Source organism: Lentzea waywayandensis (genome assembly GCF_900115955.1).
GTDB lineage: Bacteria > Actinomycetota > Actinomycetes > Mycobacteriales > Pseudonocardiaceae > Lentzea > Lentzea waywayandensis.
The window spans coordinates 1,092,626-1,119,205 of record NZ_FOYL01000002.1; the positions used below are offsets into that span (position 1 = coordinate 1,092,626).

The 26,580-nt window shown below is 70.0% G+C and carries 31 protein-coding genes; 18 read left to right on the forward strand and 13 right to left on the reverse strand.

Going from position 1 to position 26,580, the window contains the following annotated elements:
* Window positions 1-169 precede the first annotated feature (169 nt).
* Window positions 170-2,476, forward strand: coding sequence for a beta-L-arabinofuranosidase domain-containing protein (locus BM417_RS09635; RefSeq protein ID WP_093590175.1), 2,307 nt, complete (start codon window positions 170-172; stop codon window positions 2,474-2,476).
* A 226-nt stretch (window positions 2,477-2,702) separates the two neighbouring features.
* On the opposite strand, the gene BM417_RS09640 is transcribed toward BM417_RS09635, so the two are convergent.
* Window positions 2,703-3,302 carry a TetR/AcrR family transcriptional regulator gene (locus tag BM417_RS09640; protein WP_245821810.1) on the reverse strand — a complete coding sequence of 200 codons (600 nt, stop codon included), beginning with the start codon at window positions 3,300-3,302 and terminating at the stop codon, window positions 2,703-2,705.
* A 91-nt stretch (window positions 3,303-3,393) separates the two neighbouring features.
* Between BM417_RS09640 and BM417_RS09645 the strand changes: the two genes are divergently transcribed.
* The 4 genes from BM417_RS09645 to BM417_RS09660 all read left to right on the forward strand — a co-directional run bounded on the left by BM417_RS09645 (window position 3,394) and on the right by BM417_RS09660 (window position 6,909).
* A complete protein-coding gene (locus tag BM417_RS09645) occupies window positions 3,394-4,143 on the forward strand; it encodes an SDR family NAD(P)-dependent oxidoreductase (RefSeq protein ID WP_093590178.1) in 750 nt (249 codons plus the stop codon).
* A gap of 77 nt (window positions 4,144-4,220) precedes the next feature.
* Window positions 4,221-4,889: a helix-turn-helix transcriptional regulator gene (locus BM417_RS09650; RefSeq protein WP_093590181.1), complete on the forward strand. Its 669-nt coding sequence runs from the start codon at window positions 4,221-4,223 to the stop codon at window positions 4,887-4,889.
* Window positions 4,886-5,815: an ornithine cyclodeaminase family protein gene (locus BM417_RS09655; protein ID WP_093590184.1), complete on the forward strand. Its 930-nt coding sequence runs from the start codon at window positions 4,886-4,888 to the stop codon at window positions 5,813-5,815. Before BM417_RS09650 ends, BM417_RS09655 begins: the two co-directional genes overlap by 4 nt.
* On the forward strand, window positions 5,812-6,909 hold the full coding sequence (locus BM417_RS09660; RefSeq protein ID WP_093590187.1) for a DSD1 family PLP-dependent enzyme: 1,098 nt from the start codon (window positions 5,812-5,814) through the stop codon (window positions 6,907-6,909). The genes BM417_RS09655 and BM417_RS09660 overlap by 4 nt, the downstream gene beginning before the upstream one ends.
* A gap of 4 nt (window positions 6,910-6,913) precedes the next feature.
* On the opposite strand, the gene BM417_RS09665 is transcribed toward BM417_RS09660, so the two are convergent.
* Window positions 6,914-7,336: a MarR family winged helix-turn-helix transcriptional regulator gene (locus tag BM417_RS09665; RefSeq protein WP_093590190.1), complete on the reverse strand. Its 423-nt coding sequence runs from the start codon at window positions 7,334-7,336 to the stop codon at window positions 6,914-6,916.
* 64 nt (window positions 7,337-7,400) lie between these two features.
* Here BM417_RS09665 and BM417_RS09670 point away from each other — a divergent pair, with 64 nt between their 5' ends.
* Window positions 7,401-8,117 carry an alpha/beta fold hydrolase gene (locus BM417_RS09670; protein WP_093590193.1) on the forward strand — a complete coding sequence of 239 codons (717 nt, stop codon included), beginning with the start codon at window positions 7,401-7,403 and terminating at the stop codon, window positions 8,115-8,117.
* On the opposite strand, the gene BM417_RS09675 is transcribed toward BM417_RS09670, so the two are convergent.
* Window positions 8,106-8,828 (reverse strand): GntR family transcriptional regulator, encoded by a 723-nt coding sequence (locus BM417_RS09675; protein WP_093590196.1) that lies wholly within the window; start codon window positions 8,826-8,828, stop codon window positions 8,106-8,108. The two genes, BM417_RS09670 and BM417_RS09675, sit on opposite strands and share 12 nt — an antisense overlap.
* A 108-nt stretch (window positions 8,829-8,936) precedes the next feature.
* On the opposite strand from BM417_RS09675, the gene BM417_RS09680 reads away from it, so the two are divergent.
* The 3 genes from BM417_RS09680 to BM417_RS09690 are packed head-to-tail and all read left to right on the forward strand — an operon-like array spanning window position 8,937 to window position 11,925.
* Window positions 8,937-10,193: an MFS transporter gene (locus tag BM417_RS09680; RefSeq protein WP_093590199.1), complete on the forward strand. Its 1,257-nt coding sequence runs from the start codon at window positions 8,937-8,939 to the stop codon at window positions 10,191-10,193.
* Between the two features lie 15 nt (window positions 10,194-10,208).
* Window positions 10,209-11,591 carry an acyclic terpene utilization AtuA family protein gene (locus BM417_RS09685; RefSeq protein ID WP_093590202.1) on the forward strand — a complete coding sequence of 461 codons (1,383 nt, stop codon included), beginning with the start codon at window positions 10,209-10,211 and terminating at the stop codon, window positions 11,589-11,591.
* A complete protein-coding gene (locus BM417_RS09690; protein WP_093590205.1) occupies window positions 11,584-11,925 on the forward strand; it encodes a DUF4387 domain-containing protein in 342 nt (113 codons plus the stop codon). Before BM417_RS09685 ends, BM417_RS09690 begins: the two co-directional genes overlap by 8 nt.
* On the opposite strand, the gene BM417_RS09695 is transcribed toward BM417_RS09690, so the two are convergent.
* Window positions 11,897-12,772, reverse strand: a complete 876-nt coding sequence (locus tag BM417_RS09695) for a cellulose binding domain-containing protein (RefSeq protein ID WP_143138577.1) — start codon at window positions 12,770-12,772, stop codon at window positions 11,897-11,899. The genes BM417_RS09690 and BM417_RS09695 overlap by 29 nt on opposite strands.
* Window positions 12,773-12,956: 184 nt before the next feature.
* Window positions 12,957-13,529 carry a snapalysin family zinc-dependent metalloprotease gene (locus BM417_RS09700; protein WP_245821811.1) on the reverse strand — a complete coding sequence of 191 codons (573 nt, stop codon included), beginning with the start codon at window positions 13,527-13,529 and terminating at the stop codon, window positions 12,957-12,959.
* A 178-nt stretch (window positions 13,530-13,707) separates the two neighbouring features.
* Between BM417_RS09700 and BM417_RS09705 the strand changes: the two genes are divergently transcribed.
* Entirely contained in the window at window positions 13,708-14,577 is an 870-nt protein-coding gene (locus tag BM417_RS09705; RefSeq protein WP_093590211.1) for a hypothetical protein, read from the forward strand.
* A gap of 4 nt (window positions 14,578-14,581) precedes the next feature.
* On the opposite strand, the gene BM417_RS09710 is transcribed toward BM417_RS09705, so the two are convergent.
* Entirely contained in the window at window positions 14,582-15,001 is a 420-nt protein-coding gene (locus tag BM417_RS09710; protein WP_093590214.1) for a pyridoxamine 5'-phosphate oxidase family protein, read from the reverse strand.
* A gap of 69 nt (window positions 15,002-15,070) precedes the next feature.
* Window positions 15,071-15,619, reverse strand: coding sequence for a PH domain-containing protein (locus BM417_RS09715; RefSeq protein ID WP_177320351.1), 549 nt, complete (start codon window positions 15,617-15,619; stop codon window positions 15,071-15,073).
* A 22-nt stretch (window positions 15,620-15,641) separates the two neighbouring features.
* Between BM417_RS09715 and BM417_RS09720 the strand changes: the two genes are divergently transcribed.
* From BM417_RS09720 to BM417_RS09735, 4 genes are read left to right on the forward strand one after another with little or no spacing between them, the layout of a single operon-like run.
* Window positions 15,642-16,532 (forward strand): alpha/beta hydrolase, encoded by an 891-nt coding sequence (locus BM417_RS09720; RefSeq protein WP_093590220.1) that lies wholly within the window; start codon window positions 15,642-15,644, stop codon window positions 16,530-16,532.
* A gap of 18 nt (window positions 16,533-16,550) precedes the next feature.
* The gene (locus BM417_RS09725) at window positions 16,551-16,937 is read left to right on the forward strand and encodes a hypothetical protein (RefSeq protein WP_093590222.1); all 387 of its coding nucleotides are present in this window, start codon (window positions 16,551-16,553) and stop codon (window positions 16,935-16,937) included.
* 13 nt (window positions 16,938-16,950) lie between these two features.
* A complete protein-coding gene (locus BM417_RS09730; RefSeq protein WP_093590225.1) occupies window positions 16,951-17,340 on the forward strand; it encodes an AfsR/SARP family transcriptional regulator in 390 nt (129 codons plus the stop codon).
* Window positions 17,337-17,513: a hypothetical protein gene (locus BM417_RS09735; protein WP_245821812.1), complete on the forward strand. Its 177-nt coding sequence runs from the start codon at window positions 17,337-17,339 to the stop codon at window positions 17,511-17,513. The genes BM417_RS09730 and BM417_RS09735 overlap by 4 nt, the downstream gene beginning before the upstream one ends.
* 114 nt (window positions 17,514-17,627) lie before the next feature.
* Here the strand turns inward: BM417_RS09735 and BM417_RS09740 are convergent, their stop codons facing one another.
* Window positions 17,628-18,290: a lytic polysaccharide monooxygenase auxiliary activity family 9 protein gene (locus BM417_RS09740; protein WP_093590231.1), complete on the reverse strand. Its 663-nt coding sequence runs from the start codon at window positions 18,288-18,290 to the stop codon at window positions 17,628-17,630.
* 537 nt (window positions 18,291-18,827) lie between these two features.
* On the opposite strand from BM417_RS09740, the gene BM417_RS09745 reads away from it, so the two are divergent.
* From BM417_RS09745 to BM417_RS09755, 3 genes are read left to right on the forward strand one after another with little or no spacing between them, the layout of a single operon-like run.
* On the forward strand, window positions 18,828-19,268 hold the full coding sequence (locus BM417_RS09745) for a hypothetical protein (RefSeq protein WP_093590234.1): 441 nt from the start codon (window positions 18,828-18,830) through the stop codon (window positions 19,266-19,268).
* A 56-nt stretch (window positions 19,269-19,324) separates the two neighbouring features.
* Window positions 19,325-20,383 (forward strand): FecCD family ABC transporter permease, encoded by a 1,059-nt coding sequence (locus tag BM417_RS09750; protein WP_093591068.1) that lies wholly within the window; start codon window positions 19,325-19,327, stop codon window positions 20,381-20,383.
* A complete protein-coding gene (locus BM417_RS09755; RefSeq protein WP_218164410.1) occupies window positions 20,380-21,435 on the forward strand; it encodes a FecCD family ABC transporter permease in 1,056 nt (351 codons plus the stop codon). Before BM417_RS09750 ends, BM417_RS09755 begins: the two co-directional genes overlap by 4 nt.
* Before the next feature lie 106 nt (window positions 21,436-21,541).
* On the opposite strand, the gene BM417_RS09760 is transcribed toward BM417_RS09755, so the two are convergent.
* A complete protein-coding gene (locus BM417_RS09760) occupies window positions 21,542-22,138 on the reverse strand; it encodes a MerR family transcriptional regulator (protein ID WP_177320352.1) in 597 nt (198 codons plus the stop codon).
* A gap of 436 nt (window positions 22,139-22,574) precedes the next feature.
* Here BM417_RS09760 and BM417_RS09765 point away from each other — a divergent pair, with 436 nt between their 5' ends.
* Window positions 22,575-22,952: a hypothetical protein gene (locus tag BM417_RS09765; protein ID WP_093590240.1), complete on the forward strand. Its 378-nt coding sequence runs from the start codon at window positions 22,575-22,577 to the stop codon at window positions 22,950-22,952.
* Window positions 22,953-23,018: 66 nt separating this feature from the next.
* On the opposite strand, the gene BM417_RS09770 is transcribed toward BM417_RS09765, so the two are convergent.
* The 4 genes from BM417_RS09770 to BM417_RS09785 are packed head-to-tail and all read right to left on the reverse strand — an operon-like array spanning window position 23,019 to window position 26,498.
* Complete coding sequence (locus BM417_RS09770) at window positions 23,019-24,227, reverse strand: ABC transporter permease (RefSeq protein WP_093590243.1); 1,209 nt, start codon at window positions 24,225-24,227, stop codon at window positions 23,019-23,021.
* The gene (locus BM417_RS09775; protein ID WP_093590246.1) at window positions 24,224-24,904 is read right to left on the reverse strand and encodes an ABC transporter ATP-binding protein; all 681 of its coding nucleotides are present in this window, start codon (window positions 24,902-24,904) and stop codon (window positions 24,224-24,226) included. Before BM417_RS09775 ends, BM417_RS09770 begins: the two co-directional genes overlap by 4 nt.
* Window positions 24,901-25,971, reverse strand: a complete 1,071-nt coding sequence (locus BM417_RS09780; protein ID WP_245821813.1) for a peptidoglycan-binding protein — start codon at window positions 25,969-25,971, stop codon at window positions 24,901-24,903. The genes BM417_RS09775 and BM417_RS09780 overlap by 4 nt, the downstream gene beginning before the upstream one ends.
* On the reverse strand, window positions 25,968-26,498 hold the full coding sequence (locus BM417_RS09785; RefSeq protein ID WP_143138579.1) for a hypothetical protein: 531 nt from the start codon (window positions 26,496-26,498) through the stop codon (window positions 25,968-25,970). The genes BM417_RS09780 and BM417_RS09785 overlap by 4 nt, the downstream gene beginning before the upstream one ends.
* Between the last annotated feature and the right edge of the window lie 82 nt (window positions 26,499-26,580).

Consider the following 26,580-nt stretch of genomic DNA (forward strand, 5'->3'; position numbering starts at 1 on the left):
GCAGTGTGAGCGCTAACAGCGCAAGACCGGTCGATCATCGAGAGCTGCTCCAGATCGCTACTTCACCACAAGTTAGCGTTAACATCAATCGTTGACCGTTCGGTGATGTCCTGGCTACATTCCGTTGCGCGCCGCGACTGGAGTTTCGCCGAGCGACTGGAGCATCCTCATGTCCTCATCGTTGAGTCGACGCAGGCTCTTCCAAGCCGCGGGGGTGGCCGCCATCGCGACCACGGCGCCGTCACTGATGGCGGGTTCCGCACAGGCGGCCTCGGTGCCGCCTGCGCGCCCCGACGCAGGTGTGTCCGCCTACCCGTTCGACCTGTCCGAGGTCCGCCTCACGCAAGGCCGATGGCTGGACAACCAGAACCGCACGCTGTCCTACCTGCGGTTCGTCGACGTCGACCGGCTGCTCTACAACTTCCGCGCCAACCACCGGCTGTCCACGAACGGCGCCGCCGCGCTAGGTGGATGGGAAGCCCCGGACTTCCCGTTCCGCACTCACAGCCAGGGACACTTCCTCACGGCGTGGGCGCAGGCGTGGGCGGTCCTGGGCGACACGACGTGCCGCGACAGGGCGAACCACATGGTGGCCGAGCTGGCCAAGTGTCAGGCGAACAACTCGGCGGCGGGGTTCAACCCCGGTTATCTGTCGGGCTTCCCGGAGTCGGACTTCGATGCGATGGAGGCCGGTTCGCCCAAGTCCGTGTCGTACTACTCCCTCCACAAAACCCTTGCCGGACTGCTGGACGCATGGCGCTACATCGGCAACGCGCAGGCGCGGGACGTGCTGCTGCGGTTCGCCGGCTGGGTCGACTGGCGCACGGCCCGGCTGTCCTACAGCACGATGCAGAACGTCCTGGGCACGGAGTTCGGCGGCATGAACGCGGTGCTCGCCGACCTCTACCAGCAGACGGGCGACGCGCGCTGGCTGACGACGGCCCAGCGGTTCGACCACGCCGCGGTGTTCGCCCCCCTCGCCGCCAACCAGGACCGGCTGAACGGCCTGCACGCCAACACCCAGGTGCCGAAGTGGATCGGCGCCGCCCGCGAGTACAAGGCGACCGGGACCACCCGCTACCGCGACATCGCCCTCAACGCGTGGACGATCACCGTCGGCGCGCACACCTACGTGATCGGCGGCAACAGCCAGGCAGAGCACTTCCGCGCGCCCAACGCCATCGCCGCGTACCTGAGCACCGACGCGTGCGAGGCGTGCAACACCTTCAACATGCTCAAGCTGACCCGTGAGCTGTGGCTGACCGATCCCGGCAGGGCCGCCTACTTCGACTACTACGAGCGCGCCCTGCTCAACCACCTGATCGGCCAGCAGAACCCGGCCGACCCCCACGGCCACATCTGCTACTTCACCGGCCTCAACCCCGGCCACCGGCGCGGCAACACCGGACCCGCGTGGGGCGGCGGCAACTGGAGCACGGACTACGGCACGTTCTGGTGCTGCCAGGGCACCGCGCTGGAGACCAACACCAAGCTCGCCGACTCCGTCTACTTCTTCAACGGCACCACGCTCACGGTGAACCTCTACACGCCGTCGGTGCTGACGTGGTCGGCCCGCGCCATCACAGTCACCCAGAGCACGAGCTACCCGGCGAGCGACACCACGACGCTGACCGTCACCGGCAACGCGGGCGGGTCGTGGACGATGCGGCTCCGCATCCCTTCCTGGACCACGGGCGCGACGATCAGCGTCAACGGCGTCGCGCAGAACGTGACCACCACGCCCGGCACCTACGCGTCCCTGACCCGGACGTGGACGTCCGGCGACGTGGTGACGCTGCGGTTGCCGATGCGCGTGATCGCCCAGGCCTCCAACGACAACGCCGGCGTAGTCGCGCTGACCTACGGCCCCGCCGTGCTGGCGGGCAACTACGGCAACACCGGCCTGTCCGCGTTGCCCGCGCTGGACGTCGGCTCCGTGACCCGGACCAGCGCGTCGTCGCTGGCGTTCACCGCGACGGCGAACGGCACGCGGGTCGACCTGGGGCCGTTCCACGACGCGCAGGGCTTCAACTACACCGTCTACTGGCGCACCGGCGGCACGAGCCACCGGCTGCTCAACGCCGGCACCGGCATGGTGCTGGGCGTCCAGAACATGTCCACTGTGGACGGCGGCTTGGCCGTGCAGTGGCACGACAGCGGAACCGCCGACCACGACTGGCAGCTGATCACCGACGGGTCCGACGTCCGGTTCCTCAACGTCCACAGCGGGAAGGTGCTGGGCGTGGAGAACATGTCCACCGCCGACAACGCCCGCGTCCTGCAGTGGTCCGACAACGGCACGGCCGACCACAGGTGGACGCTGATCGCTCAGGGCGACGGCACCTACAAGATCCGCAACGCCCACAGCGGCAAGCTGCTCGGCGTCCTCAACGGCTCCGGCAGCGCGGGAGCGCAGGTCGTGCAGGACTCCGACAACGGCAGCGCAGACAACCGCTGGCGGCTGGTCGCGAACTGAGTCGCGGTCAGGCCGGCGGCCAGCTCCGCAATACGGCGCCTGATCGCGAACCGAGTCGCGATCAGGCCGCGGCCAGCTCCGCAGGGCGGCGTCGGCCTGGTCGCGAACCGACTCGTGGTCAGGCCAGCGGCCAGCTCCGCAATACGGCGCCTGATCGCGAACCGACTCGCGGTCAGGCCGGCGGCCGGTTCCGCAATGCGGCGCCTCATCGCGAACCGACTCGCGATCAGGCCGGCGGCCAGCTCCGCAGGGCGGCGTCAGCCACCCGCTGGAGATCCTCGCGCGCCGCACCACCCGCGGCCTGCACGGCCATGCCGTTCGCGATCGTCATGACGTAGCGGGAGATCAGGTCCGGATCGGCACCGGCGGGCAGGTCGCCCTCCTGCACGGCCCGCTGGAACCGGTCGCGCAGGAGCCCCTGGCCCCACGCACGCCAGTCGGCCAGGATGTCGCGCGCGATCCGGCCCGTCTCGCCGACGGCCAGCGCGCCCTGCACCCCGAGGCAGCCGGCGGGGCAGCCGGGCTGGGTGTTGGCGCGGACCGAGCCGGCCAGGAACGCCTCCGCGACCTCGCGCGCGGTGGCCGCCGCCAGCGCTTTGGCGGCGTAGGAGGCCGTGCCGTCCGTGTAGCGCTGCAACGCCTTGCGGAAGAGCTCCTCTTTGTTGCCGAAGGCCGCGTACATGCTCTTGCGGGAGATGCCCATGCGCTCGGTCAGGTCGGCGAGGCTGGCGCCCTCGTAGCCCTGCTCCCAGAAGACCACCATCGCCTTCTGGAGGGCCTCCTCGGCGTCGAACTCTCGCGGCCGACCGATCTGCGCCTTCTCCACCGCCACATCCTACCCTTCCGCACCGATCGGTGCAGAAGTGCTACGGTCGCGTTGTGCACCGATCGGTGCACAAAAGCGTGGAGGTCAGGGAATGCGCAGGCTGGAAGGCAAGACCGCGGTCATCACCGGTGGCGGCACGCGAGGCATCGGCAGGGCCACCGCCGCACGGCTGGTCGAAGAGGGCGCGCACGTGTTCATCACCGGCCGCCGCAAGACCGAACTGGACGAGGCCGTGGAGGTCATCGGCCGGAACGTGACGGCGGTGCCGGGCGACATCACGAACCCGGACGACCTGGACCGGCTCTACGAGACGGTCGCCGCGCGCGGGCAGGGGCTGGACGTGCTGTTCGCCAACTCGGCCACAGCCTCGTTCGCGACCATCGAGACGATCACCGAGCAGGACTTCGACCAGACCTTCGGCGTGAACGTGAAGGGCACCATCTTCACGGTGCAGAAAGCACTTCCGCTGCTCAACAAGGGCGCCTCGGTGATCATCAACGCGTCCACCGCCGCCGATCGGGGCACCGCGGGATTCGGCGTGTACGCCGCGTCGAAGGCGGCGTTGCGGACGTTCACGCGCGCCTGGGCGAACGAGCTCAAGGACCGCGGCGTCCGGGTGAACGCCATCTCGCCGGGGCCGACCGACACCAACGGGATCACGGAGCTCGTGGGCGAGGAGAACGCGGCGGCGTTCAAGGCGAACGAGGCCGCCCGGATCGCCATCGGGCGGATGGGCCACGTGGACGAGGTCGCGGCCGCGGTGGCCTTCCTCGCCTCCTCGGACAGCAGCTTCATGCTCGGCGCCAACGTGTACGTCGACGGCGGCGAGAACCAGATCTGACCCTCGCTGGACGCCGGGGGCTCGCTCGTGTGACACTTTGTCCAGCATCTGACACTTCGTTCAGCCCTGGAGATCCCGTGCGAGAACTCCCTGAATCCGCAGGCAACACCGCCGACGCCGTGTTCGCCGCGTTGTCCCCCGTCATCGAGGGCATCGCGGCGACCTTCGGGCGAAGCTGCGAGGTGGTGCTGCACGACTACCGGGACCAGGAACGGTCCGTCGTCGCGGTCGCGGGGTCCGTCACGGGCCGGGAGGTCGGCGACGCGATGAGCGAGATCGGCCTGCGCGTCCTCGCCGCCGGGGACGACGCCCGCAACGAGGTCGGCTACCTCACCCGCGCGCAGGACGGGCGGGTGCTCAAGTGCACGACGCTGCCGTTGCGGGACGTGGACGGGACGTTGATCGGCGCGTTGTGCGTCAACATCGACGTCTCGGCCATCAACCGCGCCACCGGCGTGCTCTCCGACCTGCTCGGCCTGTCCGCGCTGGAGGAGCCGGCCGCGTCCACGAACTTCTCCGGCGATCTGGACCAGGTCGTCGAGTCCCTGATCGAACGCGCCGAACGCGCGCACGCCGTGCCGGTGGCAGCGCTGGGACGCGACGAGCGGCTCGTGCTCGTCCGGTCGCTGAACGAGGCCGGCGTGTTCGCGTTGCGTGGCGCGCCAGGACGTATCGCCCAGCGGCTGGGCATCTCCCGCACCGGTCTGTACAACGACCTCGCCGAGCTGAAGAAGGACACCCCGTGACCGGCAGCCCTGCCTTCCTCAGCGAGTCCGAGTCGGCCGCCCTGGTCGACGACGACCTCGCGTTCGCCGCCGCGCGGGAGGCGTTCCTGGCCACCGCGACGGGATCGACGTTCCCCGTCGTGATCGGGCAGTCCCTGCCGCACAACAGGTTCACCCTCAAGTCCGGCGCTGCAGGCGACCTCGTCGGCGTGAAGATCGGCAGCTTCTGGCCCGGCAACGTCGATCTGCCCCGGCACAGCTCCACGATCGTGCTGCTCGATCCCGCCACCGGCAGGCTGCGCGCCGTCGTCGAGGCCGCGGCCGCCAACGCCTACCGCACGGCGGCCGCCGACGCGCTCGCCGTGGATGCGCTGGCCCGCAAGGACTCCCGCACGCTGACCGTGATCGGCACCGGGCACCAGGCCCTGCACGAGGTCCGTGCCGTCAGCCGGGTGCGGCCGATCGACCGGGTCCTCGTCGTCGGCAGACGCGCTGACGCGGCGCGGGCGTTCGCCGCTCAGGTGACCGCGGCGACAGGGCTGCCCGCCGAACCCGTCGACGCCAGGACCGGGGTCGCGGCGGCGGACGTGCTCGTCACGGCCACGACCGCCCGCGAGGCCCTGTTCGACGCGAACTGGGTCACGGCGGGCACGCACATCTCCGCCATGGGTGCCGACGGTCCCGGCAAGCAGGAGTTGCCGGTCGCGCTGTACGACCGTGCCTCGCTGTTCTGCGACATTCCCGAGCAGTCCCAGGCCATCGGCGAGTTCCAGCACGCCCGCTCCCTGCCCGTCGCGCTCGGGGCCGTGCTCGCCGGCGACGCCGACGGGCGGACCTCACCGGAGGACGTGACGGTGTTCGACAGCTCCGGATTCGCCTTGCAGGACCTCACTCTCGCCGCCGCCCTGCTGCGTCGCCGCGCCGCTTCCCACGGAGACTCCGAATGACCACTGTGGACACCCCGTTCGCCCTGATCGACATCGACCGGCTCGACCGCAACGCGGCTCGGCTCCGCGACCACCTGAGCGGGCTCGGCGTGCCGTTGCGCCTGCACGTCAAGACGTCCAAGTCCGTCGAGGTCGCGCGGCGGGTCCACGCGGACGGGCCGATCACGGTGTCCACCCTCGCCGAGGCCGAGCACTTCGCCGACGCGGGCTACCGGGACATCCTCTACGCGGTCGGCATCGACCCGCACAAGCTGCCCCGCGTCGCCGCCCTGCTGCGTCGAGGCGTGACCCTCACCGTCCTGCTCGACAGCCTCGCGCAGGCCGAGGCACTGACCCGGTTCGCGGCCGAGGAGAACCTCCGTGTCCCGGCGTTGATCGAGATCGACTGCGACGGGCACCGAGGTGGCGTCGCACCCGCCGATCCCGCTCTCGTCCACATCGGACGGTCACTCGGCCCCCACCTGGCCGGGGTGCTCACCCACGCGGGCGAGTCCTACTTCGCCTACACACCAGAGGCGTTGCGGCAGGCCGCGCAGAACGAGCGGGACGTCGCCGTCGCCGCCGCGGAGACCTTGCGCGCCAACGGGCTGCACTGCCCGATCGTCAGCGTCGGCTCCACCCCCACCGCGCACGCGGCGACCGACCTGGCGGGCGTCACCGAGGTCCGAGCCGGCAACTACGTCTTCTTCGACCTCGTCATGGCGGGCATCGGCGTCTGCGGCGTCGACGACCTCGCGCTCTCCGTGGTCGTCACGGTGATCGGTCACCGGCACGACAAGAACTGGGTGCTCACCGACGGCGGCTGGATGGCCACCTCACGGGACCGCGGCACGCAGGTGCAGGCCGTCGACCAGAGTTACGGACTCGTCGCCGACGAGCACGGCGACCTGATTCCTGATCTGCTCATGACCGGGGCGAGCCAGGAACACGGCGTCCTGAGCACCAGGGACGGCAAGCCGGTGCCCGACCTGCCCATCGGAACGCGCCTGCGGATCCTGCCCAACCACGCCTGCGCCACCGCCGCCCAGCACGACCGCTACCACGTCGCGAGCGGCAACTCCCAGACCACGTGGAGCCGGCTGCGCGGGTGGTGACAGGTCACGCGGTCGGGTCGGCTCCGAGCGCGAGGGCGAGCAGGTCACCCAACTGGTCGAGCTGAGCCGCCGAGAGGTTCCGGAACGAGGTGTCCAGAACGCCGTCCGCGAGGTCCTGACCGGCCTTGAACAGCCTCTCCCCCTCCTCGGTGAGCCGATGCCGCACGGGACGCCCCGGTCCCGGCACCCGTTCGATCAGACCGCGGTCGGCCATCCGCGTGGCCAGTGACCCGAAGGACTGGTCGGTCTGGAACGTCAGGACTGCGAGGTCGTGCAGCGAGGCGTCCGGGTTGCGGGCCAGGTGCCGCAGCGTGTCCCACTGCACCAGCGAAAGGCCGAGCGGCGCCAGCGCCTGGCTCATCGTTCGGTGGTGGCGGTGTTGCAGGCGCTTGACGGCCAGGCCGACGTCGGCGGGACGGTGAGGCATGCGGGCAGCCTACCCGACTGAGGACAGGTTGCTTATATAAGGATCCTTATCTAAGGTTCCTTATATGACCTCCGAACTGACCGTGCTCGACCTCGACCGCACCCGGACGTTCCTGCTGCTGCACGGCGGCGGTGGCGTGCCGACGATGGCCGGTTTCGCCGGCCTGCTCGCCGAACGCGCTCACGCACGGGTGCTGCTGCCCACGCACCCCGGTTTCGGCGGCACCCCGAAACCGGCGGACCTCGTCGGCGTCGCCGACCTGGCCCGGACGTACGTCGAGCTACTCGACCGCCTCGACCTCACCGGCGTCACCGTGGTCGGCAACTCCTTCGGCGGCTGGGTCGCCGCCGAGATCGCGCTGCTCGGCAGCCCGCGCGTGAGCAGCGCGGTGATCGCCAACGGGATCGGCGTCGAGGTCGACGGCCACCCCGTCACCGATGTCCGCGGCCTCTCGCCGGCCGAACTGCGGAAGCTCTCGTGGCACGACCCGAGCAAGGCGCCGCAGCCCGCGACCACCGGACCTGGCCCGGACGTGCAGGCCCTGATCGGCTACACCGGGCCGGCGATGGCCGATCCGACGCTCGCCGAGCGGCTCGGCCAGACCCCGGTGCCCGTCCACGTGATGTGGGGCGAGAGCGACGGCATCGTCTCCCCGGAGTACGGCAAGGCGTTCGCTGCCGCGATCCCGCGGTCGACGTTCACCCTGCTGCCCAACACCGGGCACCTGCCGCAGGTCGAGTCGCCCGAGGCGCTGCTCGACGCGCTGCTCTCAGTTCGCTGACGGCACCCGGCCGGGCTCGCGCCGCAGGTCGTCCAGCCCGCCGCGGACGTCGTCGATCGTGATCTGCTCGGCGGCGGCCGAGTCACCGGCACGCAGGGCGCGGACGAGTGCGCGGTGGCTGGTGTAGCGGTCGAGGCCGAACTGGTGGTTCGCGAGCACCCGGTCCAGCATCCGGGTCCGGCGCTCCGCCCGCGTGAACACCCTGGTCTGCTCCAGCAGCCGGGTCAGAACGGCGTTGCCCGCGCACGCGGCGACCGCGTCGTTGAAGCGTTGCATGGTGTCCAGCAGGACGTTCAGGTGTTTCTCGACCGGGCGCCCCTCGGCGTCGCGCTGCTTGATGACGATCAGCAGGTCGTCCGCCTCGTCGAGAACGGCGTCGAGCTCGTCGAGCTGGGCGGTGGTCGCGTGGCGGGCGGCGAACCGGGCGATGAGGCCGCGCAGCGCGATCTCGACCTCGGCGAGGTCCTCGACGGCGGAGGCGCCGATGTCCGCGACGACGACCGTGCGCGGGCCGATCCTGTTGATCAGGCCGTCCTGTTCCAGCCGGCGGATGGCCTCCCGGACCGGCGTGGGGCTCATCGACAGCCGTTCGGCGAGGCCGCGTTCGGTGATCTTCTCGCCGGGGGCCAGTTCACCTGCGGCGATGGCCTCCTGGACCGAGCGGTACGCCCGGCCGGCCAGCGTGTCGGACTGAGGATCCTTGTCGGCCATCACGAGCGCCGATACTACGGCAAGCACATAAGCTATTGCTTGCTAATTTTGCTATAGCATCCTAGCTTGGGGTCCCCGCGACGTTCCCGAGCCAACGGAGGCTTCCCGATGTCGTCACTCGTCGCGCCGGTCGACCGGCGGCTCACCAGGCGCATCACGTTCTTCGTCGCGCTCGCCGTGTTCGCGCAGGAGACGACCTGGGACTTCTACGACGCCCAGGTACCGCCACTGTTGCGCGAGCACATCGCCAGCACCGCGATCGTCGGCCTGCTCATGGGCATGGACAACCTGCTCGGCATCTTCGTCCAGCCCTGGATCGCGAACCGCTCGGACAACACCCGCACGCGGTGGGGCCGCCGGATTCCCTATCTCGCGGTGGGCATGCCGCTCGCCGCGGTGCTGTTCACCCTCATCCCGCTGGCGACGGCGTTACCGGCGCTGATCGCGGTCATCTTCGTCTACTCGTTGGTGGGCAACAGCTTCAAGCCGATCGCCCAGGCGTTGCTGCCGGACTTCATCGAGCCGGAACGCCGGGGCAGGGCGAACGCGGTGGTGAAGATCGCCTCCGGCACGACGGTCATCGTGTCCGCGCTCGTCAGCGCGTTCATGGTGGACGACCACCCGAAGCTCGCGTTCACCGTCCCAGCACTGATCATGCTGGTGTGCACGGCGGTTCTCGTGTCACGGGTGCGCGACAACACGTCGAGGGCCTATCAGCTCGCGCTCACCGAAGACGCCCACGACGAGACGTCCGTGCGACTGCGCGACCTGGCCAAGGACATCCTGCACGACCCCGACCGCAGCCGGCTGCTCGTCGTCACCGCGGTCCTGCTGTTCGCGTCCGCCTGGTTCTCCTCCCGATCGTTGTTCACCCCGTACGGCATGGAAACCCTTGACCTGTCCCGAGGTGAGGCGGGCTCGCTCACTTTCCCGAGCGGCGTCGCGTTCCTCCTCGCCGCCTACCCCGCCGCGTTGCTCGCCGAATGCATCGGGCGCATCCGGACCATGACGATCGGGATGGTCGTCTTCGGCCTCTCGCTCGCGTTCGGCAGCCTCGTGCCGACTCCCACCGCCACCGTCGTCGCGTTCTGCGTCGCGGCCGCCGGAGCGTCCGGGTTCCTGATCAACGCCGCCGTCGTGCTGTGGAACCTGGCGCCGTCCGCCCGCGTGATCGGCGTGTACACGGGCCTGTACACGGTGAGCTGGGCAGCGGGTGGGTTCATCGGACCTGGGGTGGTCGGCGCGATGGTCGACATCACCGGCTGGCGCTACATGCTCCTCGACATCGCCCTGATCACCGCGCTCGCCACCGTCGTGATCCTGCGCGTCGCCGTCCTGAGCCGACGTCGCTCCGTCTCGCTGTAGAAAGGAAAACCGCACATGAACGCTCCTGTCGGAGCTGTCCGCGTCCTGACGCCCACCGGTATGCTCGGCGCCGGCTTCACCCAGTCCTCTGTGGACCGCGGGCTGGAGCTGGGCGCCGACGTCATCGCCGTCGACGGCGGATCGACCGACTCGGGCCCGCACTACCTCGGTTCGGGCACCGCCAAGACGACCGCCGCTGCCGTGGCCCGCGACCTGCGGATCCTGCTCCGCGCCGCCGCCCAGGCACGCATTCCGCTGATCGTCGGGTCCTGCGGCACCAGCGGCACCGACTCGGGCGTCGCCTGGGTCGCCGGGATCGTCGAGGACATCCTGTGCGAGGAGAAGCTCGACCTGTCCGTCGCGACGATCCTGAGCGGGCAACGTGCCGACTTCGTGAAGCAGCGCCTTCGGGAACGCGCGGTGCACCCGCTGGCACCGGCCGCCGAACTCGACGAGACCACTGTGGACGGTTGCACCCACATCGTCGGAATGATGGGACACGAACCGATCGAGGAGGCACTGCGCGCCGGAGCCGACGTGGTGCTGGCGGGCCGCGCGACCGACACCGCTCTCGCCGCCGCGGTGCCGTTGATGAGGGGCATGCCCGCGGGTCCGGCGTGGCACGCGGCGAAGATCGTCGAGTGCGGCGGGCAGTGCACCACGAACCCGCGCACCGGCGGCGTTCTCGCCACGATCGACCACACCGGTTTCACCATCGAACCGCTCGACCCCGACGCCGCCTGCACGCCGATCTCCGTTGCCGCACACATGCTCTACGAGACGGTGAACCCGTTCCGGATGCGCGAGCCCGCCGGCGAACTGGACGTCACCGAGGCCACCTACACGGCCCTCGACGAACGGCGCGTGCGCGTCGAGGGCTCACAGTTCCACCCGGCCGAGCAGCACACGGTCAAGCTGGAGGGAGCCAGGATCACCGGCTACGAGACGATGTCGTTCACGGCCATCCGCGACGAGCACATCCTCGCGAACATCGAGGAGTGGACCGACCTGTTCGTCAAGGTCTTCACCGCGCGAGTCGAGCAGACCCTCGGACTCGACAGCGCCGACTACTCCTTCGACCTGCGCCGCTACGGCTACGACGCCGTGCTGGGCGAACTCGAACCGGCCACCCGCCCGCCGCGCGAGATCGGCGTGATGCTGCTGGTCCGCGCCGCCACCCAGGAGCTCGCGACCGCCGTCGCCAAGGTCGCCAACCCGTTGATGCTGCACCTGCCGACCCCGGACATGGCCTACCTGCCCAGCCTCGCGTTCGCGACCTCCCCCGCCGAGACCGAACGCGGCCCGGTCTACGAGTTCGCGCTCAACCACGTCGTCGACACCCGCACCCCTACCGAGATGTTCCGCATCGAGCACCGGAAGGCTCACGCCCATGACTGACCAGCCCGCGCAGACGTTCGGCGACATCGCGCTGGAGGTCCGGTCCAAGAACGCCGGACCGTTCTGGGTCACGATGGAACTGTTCCTGCGCAACCCCGCGGACTACGCCCTGGCAGCCGCGCCCGAGATCATCAACGAGGACGCCATCGCGTTCCTGTACGGCGTGCGCGCCGAGGACGTCCAGATCTTCCGGATCCCGTCGCTGAACGTCGTCAAGATCTCGTTCCCCCGGCCCGTCCCCCAGGGTGGGTTGATGGACCGCGACATCCACGCCGGACAGCACCACGTCCCACTGGCCTCGCTGGCTATTCCACCGCGCACTGCACGCCGTTGAGGGAGAACGTGGTCGGCGCCTTGTGCGTGCTGCGCGTGGTGCCGGTGATCCCGAGCTGCACCGACCCGCCCGATGCGATCTGCCGGTTGTAGGTCTCGTTGGCGACGCTGACGACCGCCCCGGTCTGCCGCCCGGTGGCGTTCGACACGTCGTTGAGGGTGTCTCCGTTCGACACCGTCCAGAGCAGCGACCAGCCGTTCACCACCGCGGAACCGGTGTTGCGCACGGTCAGGATCGCCTGGAACCTGCCCTGCGACTGCCCGGTGATCCGGTAGGCGGCGGCGCAGGCCTTCGCCGGCTTCGGCGGTACCGCGGTCGTCGTGCGCGGCGGGGCGGAAGTCGTCGTCGTGGTGGGCGGGGACTTGGACGTGTCGGAACCCTCGCAGGGCGGGCCCCACAAACCCCGCTTGGCCGCGGTGGCCTCGTCCCGTGCGGCGATCAACGGCCCGCCGTCGACACCTTCCGGCTTCAACGCGCCCTGCCGCACGGCGAGCACCGCGTAGTCCGTGCCGTCCTCCAACTCCAGGTTCACCTCGCCGATCGCCAGCACGGTGAACCGGACGGAGCTCGCCAGCAACGTCGATCTCGCGTAGTCGAGCGCGGCCTTCGCGAAGCACTCCTTGGGTTCCGCGAGCAGGGCGATGCGGACCTTGGTGCCGTCGGCGAACTCGACGGTACGGCCGTCGATCACGTCCCGCACGACGGTGAGCACGTCCTGTGGCGGCACCACCTCGTTGACCAGCGTCGGCACCTGAAGCGAGGTCTGCGGCAACGGTGACGGCGCCGCGGGTTCGGCCGAGCAAGCGCCGACGCACAACAACATCACCAGCAGGTGCCTGCGCGCCACCACTACCCCCGACCGACCGACATCGCTTGGTACAAAGATTCGCGCACCGTCCTCACGCGACTCGCTGCTGGACTGTCGGCCGAACTGATCAGCGCGTTACGGCGCACGGCGGGACTCCTGAGTTCCGTTTGCCGTGAAGGCGGCCGAATCCGGGTGGGCCGCGGCCCACCCGGACGGCCCCGTGCTAGCTCGCGAGCGCCGCGAGGTGTTCGAACGAAGTCGGTTCGACGACCCACTCGGTGGGCTCCGCGGACTTCGCCGCGCGACCGTTCGCGAAGCTCTGGTTCACCCAGTTCGCCTCGCCCGCGCTGGGGTACACGTTGCGGCAGGAGTACCCGGCGCTGCCACCGGACATCAGGATGTTGCAGTTGCCGTTGTAGTTGTCCCGCAGGCCGAGGGTGTGGCCCATCTCGTGGGTGATCACCCGCAGCGGCGAGTAGCCCTCGTTGATCTGCAACCGGTCGAGGATGATCTGCCCGGAACCGTGCCCGATGGTCGCACGCGAGCCACCACCACTGGTCACCGAGATCCGGATGTTCCCGGCCCCGCTCGTCTGGACCATCCTGATGTTCGGAACCCGGCTGTTCCACACCTGGATCGCTTGCGGGACATAGCCCGCGTACTCACCGCCGCCGCTGACGGTGATGGTCCGGGCCAGGGCGGCTGAGGACTCGGCGGAGGCCGCGGGGGCGGCGACCACCGTCAGGGCGAGCGCGGCCACACCGGCCATCGTCGCGACAAGTTTGCGCAGGGACACGAGAAACTCCAGTTCTTGAGCGGAGTGCAGGGATCGCCGACACTATCGACGGGCCGCGTCACGACAAGCGATCGACCGGGCACGGCCGGTGGTGAGCGAAAACCGGCGAGCGCTGTGCCTGGCACGGCACGAGTCTCTGGAAGAACTCTGGAATTCCGGCGTCTTCCCCGGAGGTGAGATGAACGAGGCCGAGTTCGGCACGGCGTTGCGGTCCGCCATCAGGGCCAGGGGTCTGACGCTCCAGAGCGTGCGCAACAGACTCGCCCAGCACGGCATCGTGATCGGCCTGGCGACGCTGAGCAGCTGGCAGTCAGGCCACAACCGGCCGGAACGAGCCGAGTCGCTGCGCGCCGTCGCCGCGATCGAACAGTTGCTCGCGCTTCCGGCCGGCTCGCTGATCCGGCTGCTCGGCCCGCGCAGGCCGCGCGGCAGGACCGCGAGCACCGTGCCGTCCGGGTGGAGCGCGATCGGCAGGATGATCAGCCACCTCGGCTCGAACGCGCCGGTCCGCGTGCTCCTGACCGAGGACCAGGTCCACGTGAGCGAGAACCGCCTGCTGCGCACCGTTCGCACCAAGATCATGGGAACGGTGACGGGCAGCCACGCGGTGGACCGCTGGTGCGTCGGCTGCACGGCGGAACCGAAGCGGGACCTGAACGACATCCGCGTGGTGCCGGTCCGCCGCTGCCGGACCGGCACCACGGTGCGCGACGACTCGGCCCACCTGCTCGGAACCGAACTACTGCTCGACCGGGTCTACCGGCGGGACGAGACGTTCGTCATCGAGTACGACTGCGTCTTCGACCGGCCGCTGGCCGAGGACGAGTACTTCCGGGTGATCACCCAGCCGACGAACCTGTACGTCCTCCAGGTCTCCTTTCGCAGAACCCCTTCACCCGCCCGGTGTGTGCGGTTCCTCGGCACACCACGCGGAACCGACCAGGGCGACGCCACGCTGATCAGCCGTGGCACCGCGATGATCGCCCAGCCGGACGCGGCACCCGGCGTCTACGGCATGCGCTGGGAATGGGATCCACCGTGGAACTGACGGCTCAGTAGACGAACCGGCGCACGTCGTCCGGCTGGAGGACGAGCCGGACCTGGTCGGCGCCGAGGATCTCGGCGAGGTCGGCGACGCGGGACGGGTCGTCGGCGTCCCAGTAGCGGGCAGCCAGCCGTTCGGCCAGTTCGTGCGCCCCGTCGGTCTCCACCGTGACGTGGCCGGAGACCGCCAGCCAGCGCTCGCGTTCCCTCACCGGGGCGGCGACGACGATCGAGGCGCGGGGATCGCGGCGCAGGCGGCGGACCTTCAGCGAGTTCGGGTCGGTGAACAGCTGGATCGTCCCCTCGGCCGTGGCCTCGAACCACACCGGCCGCGGCTGTGCGGGCACCGGCCCCGCCGCGACGGACAGGAACCCGTAGAGCGGGCGGCGCAGGAACTCCAGATCCTCGGTGGTCAGCGAATCGCTCATGAGTCCGATTGAACACGGGCGGATCACCACCGGCACATGGGCGAGAAGCCGCGCCGCCTGTCCAATCGTCTACCCGGCGTTGATGCGCGCACCGATCCACGCGACGACGAGCAGGAACCCCACCACGCCCGCGAACTGCCACAGCACCAGGTCGAAGCTCCTGCGCACCCCGTTCTCCGCCGGCACGGGGTCCGGCCGGTGCCGTTCGATCTCCTCCCGGATCCGGTGCTGCACCCGGCTTCCGTTCAGGGAGCTCGCGACGGAGAACGCCCCGGCGGCGACGTTGATCCGCTCCCCCGCCGTGGTGACGAGGTGGACCTCGCGCTTCGACTCGACCGACGCGAGGTCGGCCCACGGCACCCAGTACGCGCGGAACCAGTTCACCACCAGCACGCCCGAGTCGTAGATCTTCACCGCCGCGTGCGCACCGACCATCCACACGAACCAGGTGATCGGCGCCATGATCGCGATGAACTCCAGCCGCTGCGCGAACCCGTTGCCGGGAAACGGGGTGAGCAGCACGTACACGGTCGTGACCAGCATGCCCAGCGTCACGGTCCAGCTGAGGACGCTGTCGAACTTCCTGCGCAGCACCACTGCCGCCCTGCCCCGGCTCATGGCCACACGATAGGACTTGTCCATGCGACTGGAGAGCTTCATTGATCCAAAACTGGCCGCGCACGTCGAGGAGTCGCGCCGGACGAACGCCGAGCGGGGCATGAGGCGAGGTCCGAGCAACCCCGGCGAACTGCGGGAGTTCCGGACCGAAGCCCCCGACGACAACACCCTGATCGAAGCCGACGGCCGGCAGGTGCCCATCAGGATCCTCCATCCCACGAGCGCGCCGCGCGGCGTCTACCTGGACTTCCACGGTGGCGGCTTCTACCTGGGTTCGGCGGCGCAGGACGACGCCCGCAACCAGCGGCTCGCGGACGCGCTCGGCATCGTGGTCGTAAGCGTCGACTACCGGCTCGCCCCGGAACACCCCTGGCCCGCCGCTCCCGACGACGCCGAGACGGCAGCGCACTGGCTCCTGGACAACGCCGGGGAGCGGTTCGGCACGGACCGGCTCGCCATCGGGGGTTTCTCGGCGGGATCGACCCTCGCCGTCACCACGCTGCTGCGACTGCGCGACCAGGGCAAGGCTGCGCGGTTCAGCGGGGCGGTTCTCCAGTTCGGCACCTACGACGTGAGCGGGCTGACCCCGGCAGGCCGGTTGATCGCGGACGAGTACTTCATCGAGGCCTACGCGGGGCACGTGCCGGACAGGACGATCCCGGACCTGTCCCCCGTCTTCGCCGATCTGCGCGGACTGCCGCCGTTCCTGATGGTCGTCGGCGACCAGGACGTCATCCTGGAGGACAACCTGGCGATGGCGGCGCGCGTCGTCGGGGCGGGCGGCGAGGTCGATCTCAAGGTCTACCCGGAGTCGCGGCACGGCTTCACCAACCGGGACAACGGCATGGCGCGGGCGGCCTGGCACGACATCGAGCAGTGGCTCGGCGAACACCTAAACTCCGCTCAAGGGTGATCGACACGAGGTGGCGACATGAAGCTGGGCGATGTCACGCGGACCGCTCTGGCCTGCGTCCGGATCTTCAACGGCGCGCTGGGACTGGTCGCCGCCGAACGGATGGCGAAGAGCCTCGGCGACGAACTGGGCGACGACAAGAGGTTCGTCTACCCGGCCCGCATGTTCGGCATCCGCACGCTCGTCCTCGGCGTGGACCTGCTGACGTTGAAGAGCGGTGACGCGAACGCCCGCCGGGTGTTGCGGCAGGCCGTGCTCATTCACGCCACGGACACCGCTGCCGCTGTCTACGCCGGCAGGCGCGGCGAGCTGCCGGCCAGGGCGGCGAAGCTGACCACGATCATCTCCGCCGTCAACACCGGGCTGGCCGTCGTGTCGCTTCTCGCCGCCGAGAAGGACAGCTGATCGGAGGGCGGTCGTGACGGTCGAGATCGCGCTGCTCGGAGAGGTGAGCGCGCGGGTCGACGGCCACCCCGTCGAACTGGGGCACGCGCGGCAGCGGTGCGTGCCGGCCGCGCTGGCGATCGACGTCGGCAAGGTCGTGACCGTGCGGCAGCTGACCGAACACGTCTGGGGCGCCGACCCGCCGCAGCGGTCGCGGGCCACGTTGCACAGCTACCTCTCGCGGTTGCGCCACGCCTTCGCCGACGCGGTCACACTGGCCGGCGGGCCTTCCGGACACGTGCTCGTCGCGGACGAGTCGCCTGTGGACCTCGCGCGGTTCCGGAAGCTCCGTGACAAGGCTACGAGCGCGCGATCGAGCTGTACCGGACGGCGGACGACGACTACGGCACCGCCAACACGTTGATGAACCTCGGCCGCACCCACCTCGCGCTCGGACAGTCCGAACAGGCCGCGAAGGTCTGGCAACGGGCGTTGGGCATGCTCGAACAACAGGGCCGCGAGGAGGAGGCCGGGCGCCTGCGCGAGCAACTCCAACCCCGAACGCCGACGGCACCGCCGACCGCAGATGGACGTTGATCACCACCCCGGCAGCGGCAGCACGGACGACCGCCGGCGCCTGGTCGCCGGCTGACGACGCGGGTGCGTGCCCACGGGAAGCACCGAGGGCACGCACCACATCGGATGGACCTTCTAACCGAAGTTCACGTCACTGCACCACATGTAGGCCTGGTCCAGGTGCGACGCCTGCCAGATCGTGAACACGACGTGGTGACCGCGGTAGGCGCCGGAGGTCTGGACGTTGAACGTGATGTCCTTGGCCGGGGCGTACCTGCCGGTCTGCATGATGAAGTCCAGGTTGCCCCACCCGAGTCTCTGAGTGGTGGGGTCGTACCCGTTCTTGCTCACGTAGACCCGGAAGAAGTCGGCACCGTGAGTCGCCTGGTCGTACAGGTGCATCGAGAAGGTGCTGCCGACGTTGGTGGTCTTCCACCGGCCAGGTGTGTTCAGGGAGTTGTTGCGGGAGAGGGCGTTGCTGCAGAGCTGCCCGTCCGGGGTCGCCCCCTGGAAGTTTCGGCCGAGCCCGTCCCGCAGCGCGCTCATCCAGTTCCACATCGTGTCGGCGTTGGCCTGGAAGGCTTGCCAGCACATGGGATCCTGTTGCTGCATAGCGGGATTCGTGTGCTGGCTGCCCCAGGTCTTCCAGCACTGGTAGGCGCGGGTCGCGGGGCCGACGATGGTGCCGTGCGCCGAGGCCGGCGGGGCCCAGAGGGCGGTGCAGGCCAGCATTCCGACGATCACGGCAACAATGCCTCTACGTCTGGCGACGGAACCGGAGGAAGTGTGCAGACGCATGGTTGAGCCTCCATTCTCCGATGATCGAGCAACAGCGATCGATCTGGGAGCGCTCCCAATTTCACCTTATCCATCACCCTCCGAGATCGCAACGGTGCATTGAGTGACAGACGTGGCCGCCTCGAGCCGCGGGGGCTGCCGGACCTCGGCCAACCGTCCTGACATCACGTCTCCGGTTTCCTCATTCCCCCAAAGCATTCGACTCGATTCGACTGTCGAATGTGGACGGTCTCGGCTTGCGCGAAGACTCCGAACGTCGTCTTGGCCCTCGACGATCCGGACCGAATTCTGGGAGCGCTCCCAGAATCGTCGACGAGGACGCGGTGCGCATGGCAAGACGCCGGCTTCTCCTGGAGGCCGTGCCAGTCGCGGCCGGACTACCGGTGTGGCAGCGGCGGCGTGGCTCGGTTTCACCGCCAACCGCACCGCGGCCGGGTGTTCCCCGCCCAACTCGGACCAGGGACACTCACGGGCGCGAACAACCGCCCGGCCCGGGAAGTCTGACTCCTGCACACAGCAGCACGAGGAGCGGACGACATGCCCACCATCACCCTGACCCAGCAGACCACCGCGACGCCCGAGCAGTTCGTCGCCGGGCTCACCGACTTCGGCCCCGGCCGCGCGGAGCTCTTTCCCAACAGCGCCGACGCCGACCTGCGGGTGCACGACCGGGGCGACACGTTCGCCGACGTCACCGAGGGGTCCGGCGGCATCTGGGAACGCCTGCACTACGACTGGTCCGATCTCAGCCACGTCGTGCTGACCACCGTCGACTCCAACGTGTGGGGCGGCCGTTCCGGTCACACCTACACGTTCACCAGGCAGGCCGACGGCACGACGCTCGTGCGCGCCGAAGTGGTGCGCGAAGGCAAGAACCTCAAGGGAAAGCTGCTCGGTCTCGCACTCGGGCTGCTCGGCGGGAAGGTGCTCGGCGGAGCTCTCGCGAAGACCGTGAAGGCCATCGAGACCCGGGGTTAGGTAAGGGTGCCCTAGGTCAACGCGCCGGGCGGCAGCTAACGTAACCCGTCGTGAGCATGGTCGTGGAGCAACGCGGGCTCGAACCCGCGCCAGCACAGGAGCGCCCGCACCGGCGACGGCGTCTCGGGCTGGTGGGGTTGCTGGTGTTGCTGGCCGTGGCATCGGTGCTGTCGCTGGTGGTCGGCGCGCGGTCGCTCACCCCGGCCGAGGTGTGGCAGGGGCTGTTCGGCGATCCCGGCGGCGACCAGCGGCTCACCGAGATCACGTTGATCGTGCAGACGCTGCGCGTGCCGCGGACGGTGCTCGCGCTCGTGGCGGGCCTCGCGCTCGGCGTCGCGGGCGCGTTGATCCAGGGACACACGCGCAACCCCATCGCGGACACCGGTCTGCTCGGCGTCAACTCCGGGGCGTCGTTCGCCGTGGTGTTGTCGGTCTACCTGTTCGGCCTGCAGAACCCGGTCCAGTACATGTGGTTCGCGTTCCTCGGCGCCGCGGCGGCGGGCGTGGTGGTGTTCGGGCTGTCGAGCCTGGGCCGCGGCGCGGGCAACCCGCTCACGCTCGCGTTGGCGGGTCAGGGCGTCACGGTGTTCCTGGCCGCGATGACGACCGCGGTGGCGTTGGGCGACAAGCAGACGCTCGACGTGCTGCGGTTCTGGAACGCGGGCTCGGTGCAGGGCGTCGGGTGGGACGTGATCGTGGTCGCGGCGATCTTCGTCGCCGTCGGGCTCGTACTGGCGCTGGTCAACCTGCCGGTGCTCAACCTGTTCAACCTCGGTGACGACGTCGCGCGCGGCCTCGGCGTGAACATCGCGGCGGGACGCACCGTCGGCGTCGTCGCCGTCACGCTGCTCGCGGGCGCGGCCACGGCGGCGTGCGGGCCTATCGCGTTCCTCGGTCTGATGGTCGCGCACATCGCGCGGTGGCTCACCGGACCGGACTACCGCTGGCTCGTGCCGTACGCGGGGTTGCTCGGCGCGGCCGTGCTGCTGCTCGGCGACATCGCGGGACGGCTCGTCGTACGGCCCGCCGAACTGCAGGCCGGCATCGTCATCGCCCTCATCGGCGCCCCGTTCTTCGCGGTGCTGGTCTGGCTCGGGAAGTTCAGGCAGGCATGATCAACGCACCCGAAATGCACCGCGGCGTCCGCGTCGGCGGCTGGTCCTGGGTCTGGCGGCCGTGGGTCGTGCTCGTGACGGTCGTGCTGGCCGCGCTGACGTTTCTGATCTTCTGCGTGTCGATCTCGATCGGCGACTTCACGATCGAGCTGCCCGCGGTGGTCAGGACGCTGTTCGGGCAGGGCGAGCGGGTCGACGAGTTCGTGATCATGGACCTGCGGATGCCGCGCGCCCTGGTCGGTCTCATCGCCGGGGTCTCGCTCGGGATCTCCGGCGCGCTGACGCAGTCGATCGCCCGCAACGCGCTGGCCAGCCCGGACGTGCTCGGCATCACCGGCGGAGCCAGCGCGACCGCGGTGTTCATCGTGACGGCCGGTGGTGGCACGGCGATCGGCGGCGCCATGGGACTGCCGGCGGCGGCGCTGACCGGCGGCCTGCTGACGGGGTTGCTCGTCTACTTCATGACGTGGAAGAAGGGCATCGACGGGTTCCGGCTGATCCTCATCGGCGTCTCGGTCAGCGCGGTCATGCAGGCGCTCACGACGTGGCTGCTGGTGCTGGCCGACATCCGCGACGTCGCCCGCGCGCAACGCTGGCTCGTCGGGTCGCTCGACTCGCGGAGGTGGACCGAGGTCTGGACGACGCTCTGGGTCACGATCGCGCTGGTCGTCGTGGTGATGGTGATCGCCTTCCAGCTCCAGCCGATGCACTTCGGCGACGACGTCGCCGCCGGACTCGGCGTCCGGTACTCGGCCGTGCGCGCCGTCCTGTTGTTGTGCGCGGTGCTGCTCGCGGGCGTCGCGGTCTCCGCCGCGGGCCCGGTGCCGTTCGTCGCCCTGGTCGCGCCGCAGATCACCATGCGACTGCTGCGCTCCCCCGTGCCGCCGTTGCTGGCGTCCGGTCTGTTCGGCGCGCTGCTGCTGATCGGCTCCGATCTGCTCGCGCGGAGCGTGCTGCCCAACGATCTCCCGGTGGGCGTCGTCACGGCGATCATCGGCGGACCATTCCTGGTCTACCTGCTGGTGCGCGCGAACGTGAAGCGCGCGGCCTGACGTCTTCGCCTAATGTGCACGGGGTCGCGACTCCAGGAATTCACCCGCTCGCCGGAATGAATGAGAAGTGATTTTCCGCGATTCGACGAAACACCTCGGCGGAGTTTCAGCCAGGCGGGACGAGCAGGCTTTGCTGGCGCACCACGTGCGTTACCCGCGCGCGAATGACCTCGATGGCGAGAGCGGCCAGTTCTTCGAGGGTCAGTCCGTTGTTCCCGGTCGGGCAGGGATTCGCCCGCCACAACACGTCGAGCACCGCGTCCGCCTGGGGCGCGATGTCCTCCGCGACCTCGGCGAGCCGTACCAGCGCGGCGACCGTGGACGTTCCCTGGGCGGAGGCGAGCAGCAGAGCTCGCGGCGCGCAGACCTCCACCGTGCCGTCCGCCCGCCTGGCCAGCAGGCCGCCCTCCACCATCGACTCCGTCAGGTCGGCGCGCTCGCGGATCGCCTCGGTCACGCCGCGGCCTACCGTCAGCACGCGACTCAGGAACGCGTCCGGTTCGAGCAGTGCCTGAACGGCGTCCAGCGACAGCCCCTGCCGCTGAAACCACAGGACCTGCCGCATGCGAACCAGATGCCCGCGCAGGTAGTACGGCGTGCGCCCGGCCCTCACCGGCGGCGGCAACAGCCCCCGCGCGTGGTAGGCGCGGACCGTGCGGGTCGTCACCCCGATCGCCGCCGCGAACTCGTCCACGTTCAGCACCGGGGCCTCCCTCCCGTGGCGCGGCCGGCCAGGAGATCGTCTCCACGGTGACGAACGACTTCTATGCGGTTCTGAACTTTCCATCCGGCTTCCCCCTCCGGCGCAGACGACCATCGCGGATGGAATAGTCCTGCGGCGGAATATTCCCCCCTGCGCGATGCTCCCCGCAACGAGTGTGCCACCAGCCGCATAAGAAAATCATAAGCCGACCATTCGGCTGCGCCATCCGGATGACCCCGAAGGACACACGGAAGACACCGCTTCCACGACTTCCCTCGGCGCCGCCGGCGTGCTAGCGGCATTGCGGCGGCAACGATTCGCCATGACAAATTTATGCGACCTGGAAGTATTTACTTCCATTACTCATGACTCCTGGGATTTGCGGTCAGAATTCTGCCGTCCGCAATTGTTTCAATCCAAGGAGGACAGTCCGCCGATGAACATCCGTCACACGAGTGCGCCCTTCACGCGCCTGTTCAAGATGCTGGTCCTGTCGCTCGTCCTCGTCGCCGGGGGTGCCCTGGGAGCGCAGGGGGCCTCGGCCGCGCCCCAGTCGGCGGCGGTGCAGGCCGCGCCGGTCGTCGAGGCGGCGCCACCGTCGACGGCAGCGGTCTGGAGCTGCTACAGCGTGCTCTACAGCAACGGCGTGGAGCGCGACTGCACCGTCAACTCCGGGGAGATCCGGTCGTACCTGTCCTGCAGCAACGGCTGGACCTACTACACCCGGTGGCTCGGTCGCGGGTCCTGGTACATCCTCCAGGTCTGCCCGTCCGGCTACTACCGCACCGGCTCCGGTATCCAGAGCAGAGGCTGATCTCGCGCAGTCCTGTCACGAACGCGGTCCCCGGCGCTGCTGCCGGGGACCGCTTCCGCGTGTCGCTCAGGCGTCCGCGAGCGCTGCCGTGGGGGGTAGGCGCGCCGCGCGGATCGCCGGATACACACCGGCGAGGACGCCGATGACCACTGCGGCGCCGACTCCGCCGAGCAACACGGGCAGGGGAAGCACAGCCGGCCAGCCCTGCACGATCGAGTAACCGGTCGTGACCGCGGTGCCGAGCAGGACGCCCGCGAGGCCACCGGCCACGGCGAGCCCGACCGACTCGGTGAGGAACTGGGCACCGATCTGGCGCCGGGTCGCCCCCAGGGCCCGGCGCAGCCCGATCTCCCTGCGCCGTTCCAGCACCGAGATGACCATCGTGTTGGCCACCCCGATGCCGCCGACGAGCAGTGCCACCGCGCCGAGCCCCAGGAACAGCGCGGAGTACGCGCGTTCGGTGGCCCGCTGCGCGACCAGCACGTCGGACGGCCTGCTGACCAGCACCTCGTTCGGACGCTCCGGGTTGACCGTGCGTCCCAGCACCGCCTTCACCGCCTCGACGGCGTGCTCCGCCGCCCGCACGTAGACGAGACCCGGTGTGCCGTCGAAGCCGAGGTAGCGCTGCGCGGCGGACCATCCCACCAGCGCGGAGCTGTCGAGCTCCGGCGCGAGCGGCACCGGCTCCAGCACTCCCGCCACCACGAACTGCCGGTCCGCGATCCACACCGAGGACGCGGCCCCGTCCTCACGCGGCTCGACCCCCAGCACGCGGGCGGCCCGGTCTCCCAGCACCACCACCGGGTACCCCTCGGTCGCGGTCGAGAGGAACGCCCCGGCGCGGACCCGGCCCTGCACCACGGCGAGCAGGTCGAGCGCGCTCGCCGCGACCCTGATGCCGCCGTTCTCGTCGCGCGGAACCAGATCGCTGCGCCGCACCGTCGCCGTCGTCGCGCCGGTGGCGGACACGGCCTGCACCGGCGGGATGCGCCGGATCATGGCCAGCGAGTCCGGCGGGAGCTTGGCCTTGGACGAGCTGAGCAGGTCCTCGCCCGGCGCCACGGTCAGCAGGTTCGGTCCGAGCGCGGCGAGCTGCGCCCGGAGCGCGGCCTGGCTCGACGCCGGCACGCCGACCACGGCGACCAGCGCGGCGATCCCGATGGAGATGCCGAGCGCGGCGAGCGCGGTGCGGGTCAGCCGGGTGCGCAATCCCGCGAGGCCCAGCACCAGGACGTCGCGCGGTGGGAGGCGGTTGGGTTTCGGCAGCGGGATCATGCTCGGCCTCCGGTGTCGAGGCTGATCCGGCCGTCGAGGACCTCCACGCGCCGGGGCGTGGCCTCGGCGATGGCGCGGTCGTGCGTGATCAGCACGACCGTCGTGCCCGTGGCGTTCAGCTCCCGCAGCAACGCGAGCACCTCCGTGCCGGAGGCGGAGTCGAGGTTCCCGGTCGGTTCGTCGGCCAGCACGACGGCGGGCCGGTTCACCACCGCGCGGGCGATCGCGACCCGCTGCTTCTCGCCGCCGGACAGCTCGGAGGGGAAGTGGTCGGCCCGGTGGGTCAGCCCGACGCGGGCCAGTGCCTCGTCCGCGCGGGCGCGCCGTTCCCGCCTCGGCACGCCGCGGTAGACCTCGGCGGCCACCACGTTCTCCCGTGCGGTCAGTCCCTCGGTCAGGTGGAACTGCTGGAACACGAAGCCCAGCCACGACGCCCGCAGCGCGGACAGCCGCCGGTCGGTCAGCTCGCTCACGTCGTGCCCGTTGACCAGGACCCGGCCGGTGCTGGGCAGGTCGAGTGCGCCCAGCAGGTGCAGCATCGTCGACTTGCCGGAACCGGAGGGTCCGACGATGGCGACCAGTTCACCGGGGACCACCCGGATCGACGCGCCCCGCAGCGCCACCACCGGGCCGGGGTGGACCTTCGACACGTCGACCAGTTCGAGGACCGCCGTCATGACGCGATCACCACCTCGGCGCCTTCGGCCAGGCCTTCACCCGACACCTCGACGAGGCCGGACGCGAACATGCCCGGCTCGACCCTGATCAGGTCGCGCCGTCCGTCGCGCACGACCTCCACGGCGTAACCGCCACCGGCCGGAGCCACGAGCGCCCGCACCGGCACGGCGAGCACGCCGTCCCGTCGCGCGCCGGACAGCACGACCGACACCTGGCCGGACTCCGGGACCGCCGCCGGGTCGTCGAGGCCGATCACGGCCACCAGGTCGTTCTCCTGCTCCTTGCCGGTGCCCGTCGCCACCGAGAGCACCTTGCCCGGAACGGTCCGCGAGCCGGGCAGCACGACCTCCACCTTCGCTCCGACCGCGACGTAGGCCCGGCGCGCCTGGTCGATCTTGGCGGTCACCAGCCGTCCGGTTCCGGTGACCTTCATCAGCTCGCCCTCCGCGGCCGCGCCGAGCTGCGCGGTGACGGCGTCGACCCGCACCGCGGCCGGCAGCACCAGGGCGTCGCCGGGACCCAGCGTGCCGGTCTGCGGCAGCCCGGCCGCCTTCTGCCACTTCTTCAGCGCACGCTCGGTCTTCGCCCCGAACTCCCCGTCGGGCGGTCCCGCGTCCTTGTGCCCGAGCGCCACCAGGTTCTCCTGCAGCACGGTGACGTCCGGCCCCGGCGGCACGCCGGCGCGGATCTCCCGGTACAGCGGGGTCGTGCCGAGCAGCAGCTTCACGCCGACCGCGTCGACGGCGTAGAGCGACTCGCCGCGGCCGATCACCTTGCCCTGCTCCGGCAGCCACGTCAGCGTGCCCGCCTTGCGCCCGGCCAGCGCGGTCGCGGTGCCGTGCCCCACGGTGCCGTCCACCTTGACCTGGTCGACCAGGTCGGTCTTCACGATCTTCGCCGTGGCCGGAGGCGGTGGCGCGGACTTCGGCGCGGACCGCGGCGAGGTCGCGACCCCGGTGGCCAGCACGACGCCTCCCGTGGCGAGCACCACGAGCACGACGGTGGTCACCAGCAGCCGGCGCCGCACGCGTCTGCGGAGCGCTTCCCGTCCATCCGGCGCGGTCACTTGCCGCCCTCCGGGACGAGACCGCTCGACTCGCGCAGACAGGTCTTCATCTTCTCGCGGAACACGGGATCGTTGCCGTCCACACCCTCAGGAATTCGCACCGCCCCGTTTCCCGCACCGGCATTCGGATCAGGGTCGGGATAGTTCACGCCTTTGGCGCGCATGCACTTGGCGAATTCGACGGCCTTGCGCAACTCCTCCTCGCTCGCCTTCGGGTTCGTGCCACCGTCGGGCATGAACTTCCGGCATTTCTCCAGCGCCTGGTCGTACCGGCCCTGATCACCCGGCGACGAGGTGCTCTCCGACTTCCCCTGCCCCTCCTGGTCGGGTGTGTTGACGTCGACCCCGTTCTCCTTCATGCACTTGGTGAACGCGTCCTCGCCGAGCGAGGAGGAGCCCGTGGAGGCTCCGCTGGAGGGGGCACCGGGCAGCGAGGGCACGCCGGCCGCCCCGTTGCCACTGGAGCAGGCACCCACGGTCAGCACGCATGCCAATGCGACGAGAATACCGCCGGTACGGATACCCATGAATCGCCTCCGAATGAGAAACCACCTTTGCGGACCAGTTCTACCGACGAGTGGATCTCTACCCCGTAAGGGGAATGCATAT

What these genes read in the sequence shown, in the direction of transcription:
- BM417_RS09635 (WP_093590175.1), top strand. Translation starts at nt 170, where the DNA reads ATGTCCTCATCGTTGAGTCGACGCAGGCTCTTCCAAGCCGCGGGGGTG.
- BM417_RS09645 (WP_093590178.1), top strand. Translation starts at nt 3,394, where the DNA reads ATGCGCAGGCTGGAAGGCAAGACCGCGGTCATCACCGGTGGCGGCACG.
- BM417_RS09660 (WP_093590187.1), top strand. Translation starts at nt 5,812, where the DNA reads ATGACCACTGTGGACACCCCGTTCGCCCTGATCGACATCGACCGGCTC.
- BM417_RS09665 (WP_093590190.1), bottom strand. Translation starts at nt 7,336, where the DNA reads ATGCCTCACCGTCCCGCCGACGTCGGCCTGGCCGTCAAGCGCCTGCAA.
- BM417_RS09670 (WP_093590193.1), top strand. Translation starts at nt 7,401, where the DNA reads ATGACCTCCGAACTGACCGTGCTCGACCTCGACCGCACCCGGACGTTC.
- BM417_RS09675 (WP_093590196.1), bottom strand. Translation starts at nt 8,828, where the DNA reads ATGGCCGACAAGGATCCTCAGTCCGACACGCTGGCCGGCCGGGCGTAC.
- BM417_RS09680 (WP_093590199.1), top strand. Translation starts at nt 8,937, where the DNA reads ATGTCGTCACTCGTCGCGCCGGTCGACCGGCGGCTCACCAGGCGCATC.
- BM417_RS09685 (WP_093590202.1), top strand. Translation starts at nt 10,209, where the DNA reads ATGAACGCTCCTGTCGGAGCTGTCCGCGTCCTGACGCCCACCGGTATG.
- BM417_RS09690 (WP_093590205.1), top strand. Translation starts at nt 11,584, where the DNA reads ATGACTGACCAGCCCGCGCAGACGTTCGGCGACATCGCGCTGGAGGTC.
- BM417_RS09705 (WP_093590211.1), top strand. Translation starts at nt 13,708, where the DNA reads ATGAACGAGGCCGAGTTCGGCACGGCGTTGCGGTCCGCCATCAGGGCC.
- BM417_RS09710 (WP_093590214.1), bottom strand. Translation starts at nt 15,001, where the DNA reads ATGAGCGATTCGCTGACCACCGAGGATCTGGAGTTCCTGCGCCGCCCG.
- BM417_RS09715 (WP_177320351.1), bottom strand. Translation starts at nt 15,619, where the DNA reads ATGAGCCGGGGCAGGGCGGCAGTGGTGCTGCGCAGGAAGTTCGACAGC.
- BM417_RS09720 (WP_093590220.1), top strand. Translation starts at nt 15,642, where the DNA reads ATGCGACTGGAGAGCTTCATTGATCCAAAACTGGCCGCGCACGTCGAG.
- BM417_RS09725 (WP_093590222.1), top strand. Translation starts at nt 16,551, where the DNA reads ATGAAGCTGGGCGATGTCACGCGGACCGCTCTGGCCTGCGTCCGGATC.
- BM417_RS09740 (WP_093590231.1), bottom strand. Translation starts at nt 18,290, where the DNA reads ATGCGTCTGCACACTTCCTCCGGTTCCGTCGCCAGACGTAGAGGCATT.
- BM417_RS09745 (WP_093590234.1), top strand. Translation starts at nt 18,828, where the DNA reads ATGCCCACCATCACCCTGACCCAGCAGACCACCGCGACGCCCGAGCAG.
- BM417_RS09750 (WP_093591068.1), top strand. Translation starts at nt 19,325, where the DNA reads ATGGTCGTGGAGCAACGCGGGCTCGAACCCGCGCCAGCACAGGAGCGC.
- BM417_RS09755 (WP_218164410.1), top strand. Translation starts at nt 20,380, where the DNA reads ATGATCAACGCACCCGAAATGCACCGCGGCGTCCGCGTCGGCGGCTGG.
- BM417_RS09765 (WP_093590240.1), top strand. Translation starts at nt 22,575, where the DNA reads ATGAACATCCGTCACACGAGTGCGCCCTTCACGCGCCTGTTCAAGATG.
- BM417_RS09770 (WP_093590243.1), bottom strand. Translation starts at nt 24,227, where the DNA reads ATGATCCCGCTGCCGAAACCCAACCGCCTCCCACCGCGCGACGTCCTG.
- BM417_RS09775 (WP_093590246.1), bottom strand. Translation starts at nt 24,904, where the DNA reads ATGACGGCGGTCCTCGAACTGGTCGACGTGTCGAAGGTCCACCCCGGC.
- BM417_RS09785 (WP_143138579.1), bottom strand. Translation starts at nt 26,498, where the DNA reads ATGGGTATCCGTACCGGCGGTATTCTCGTCGCATTGGCATGCGTGCTG.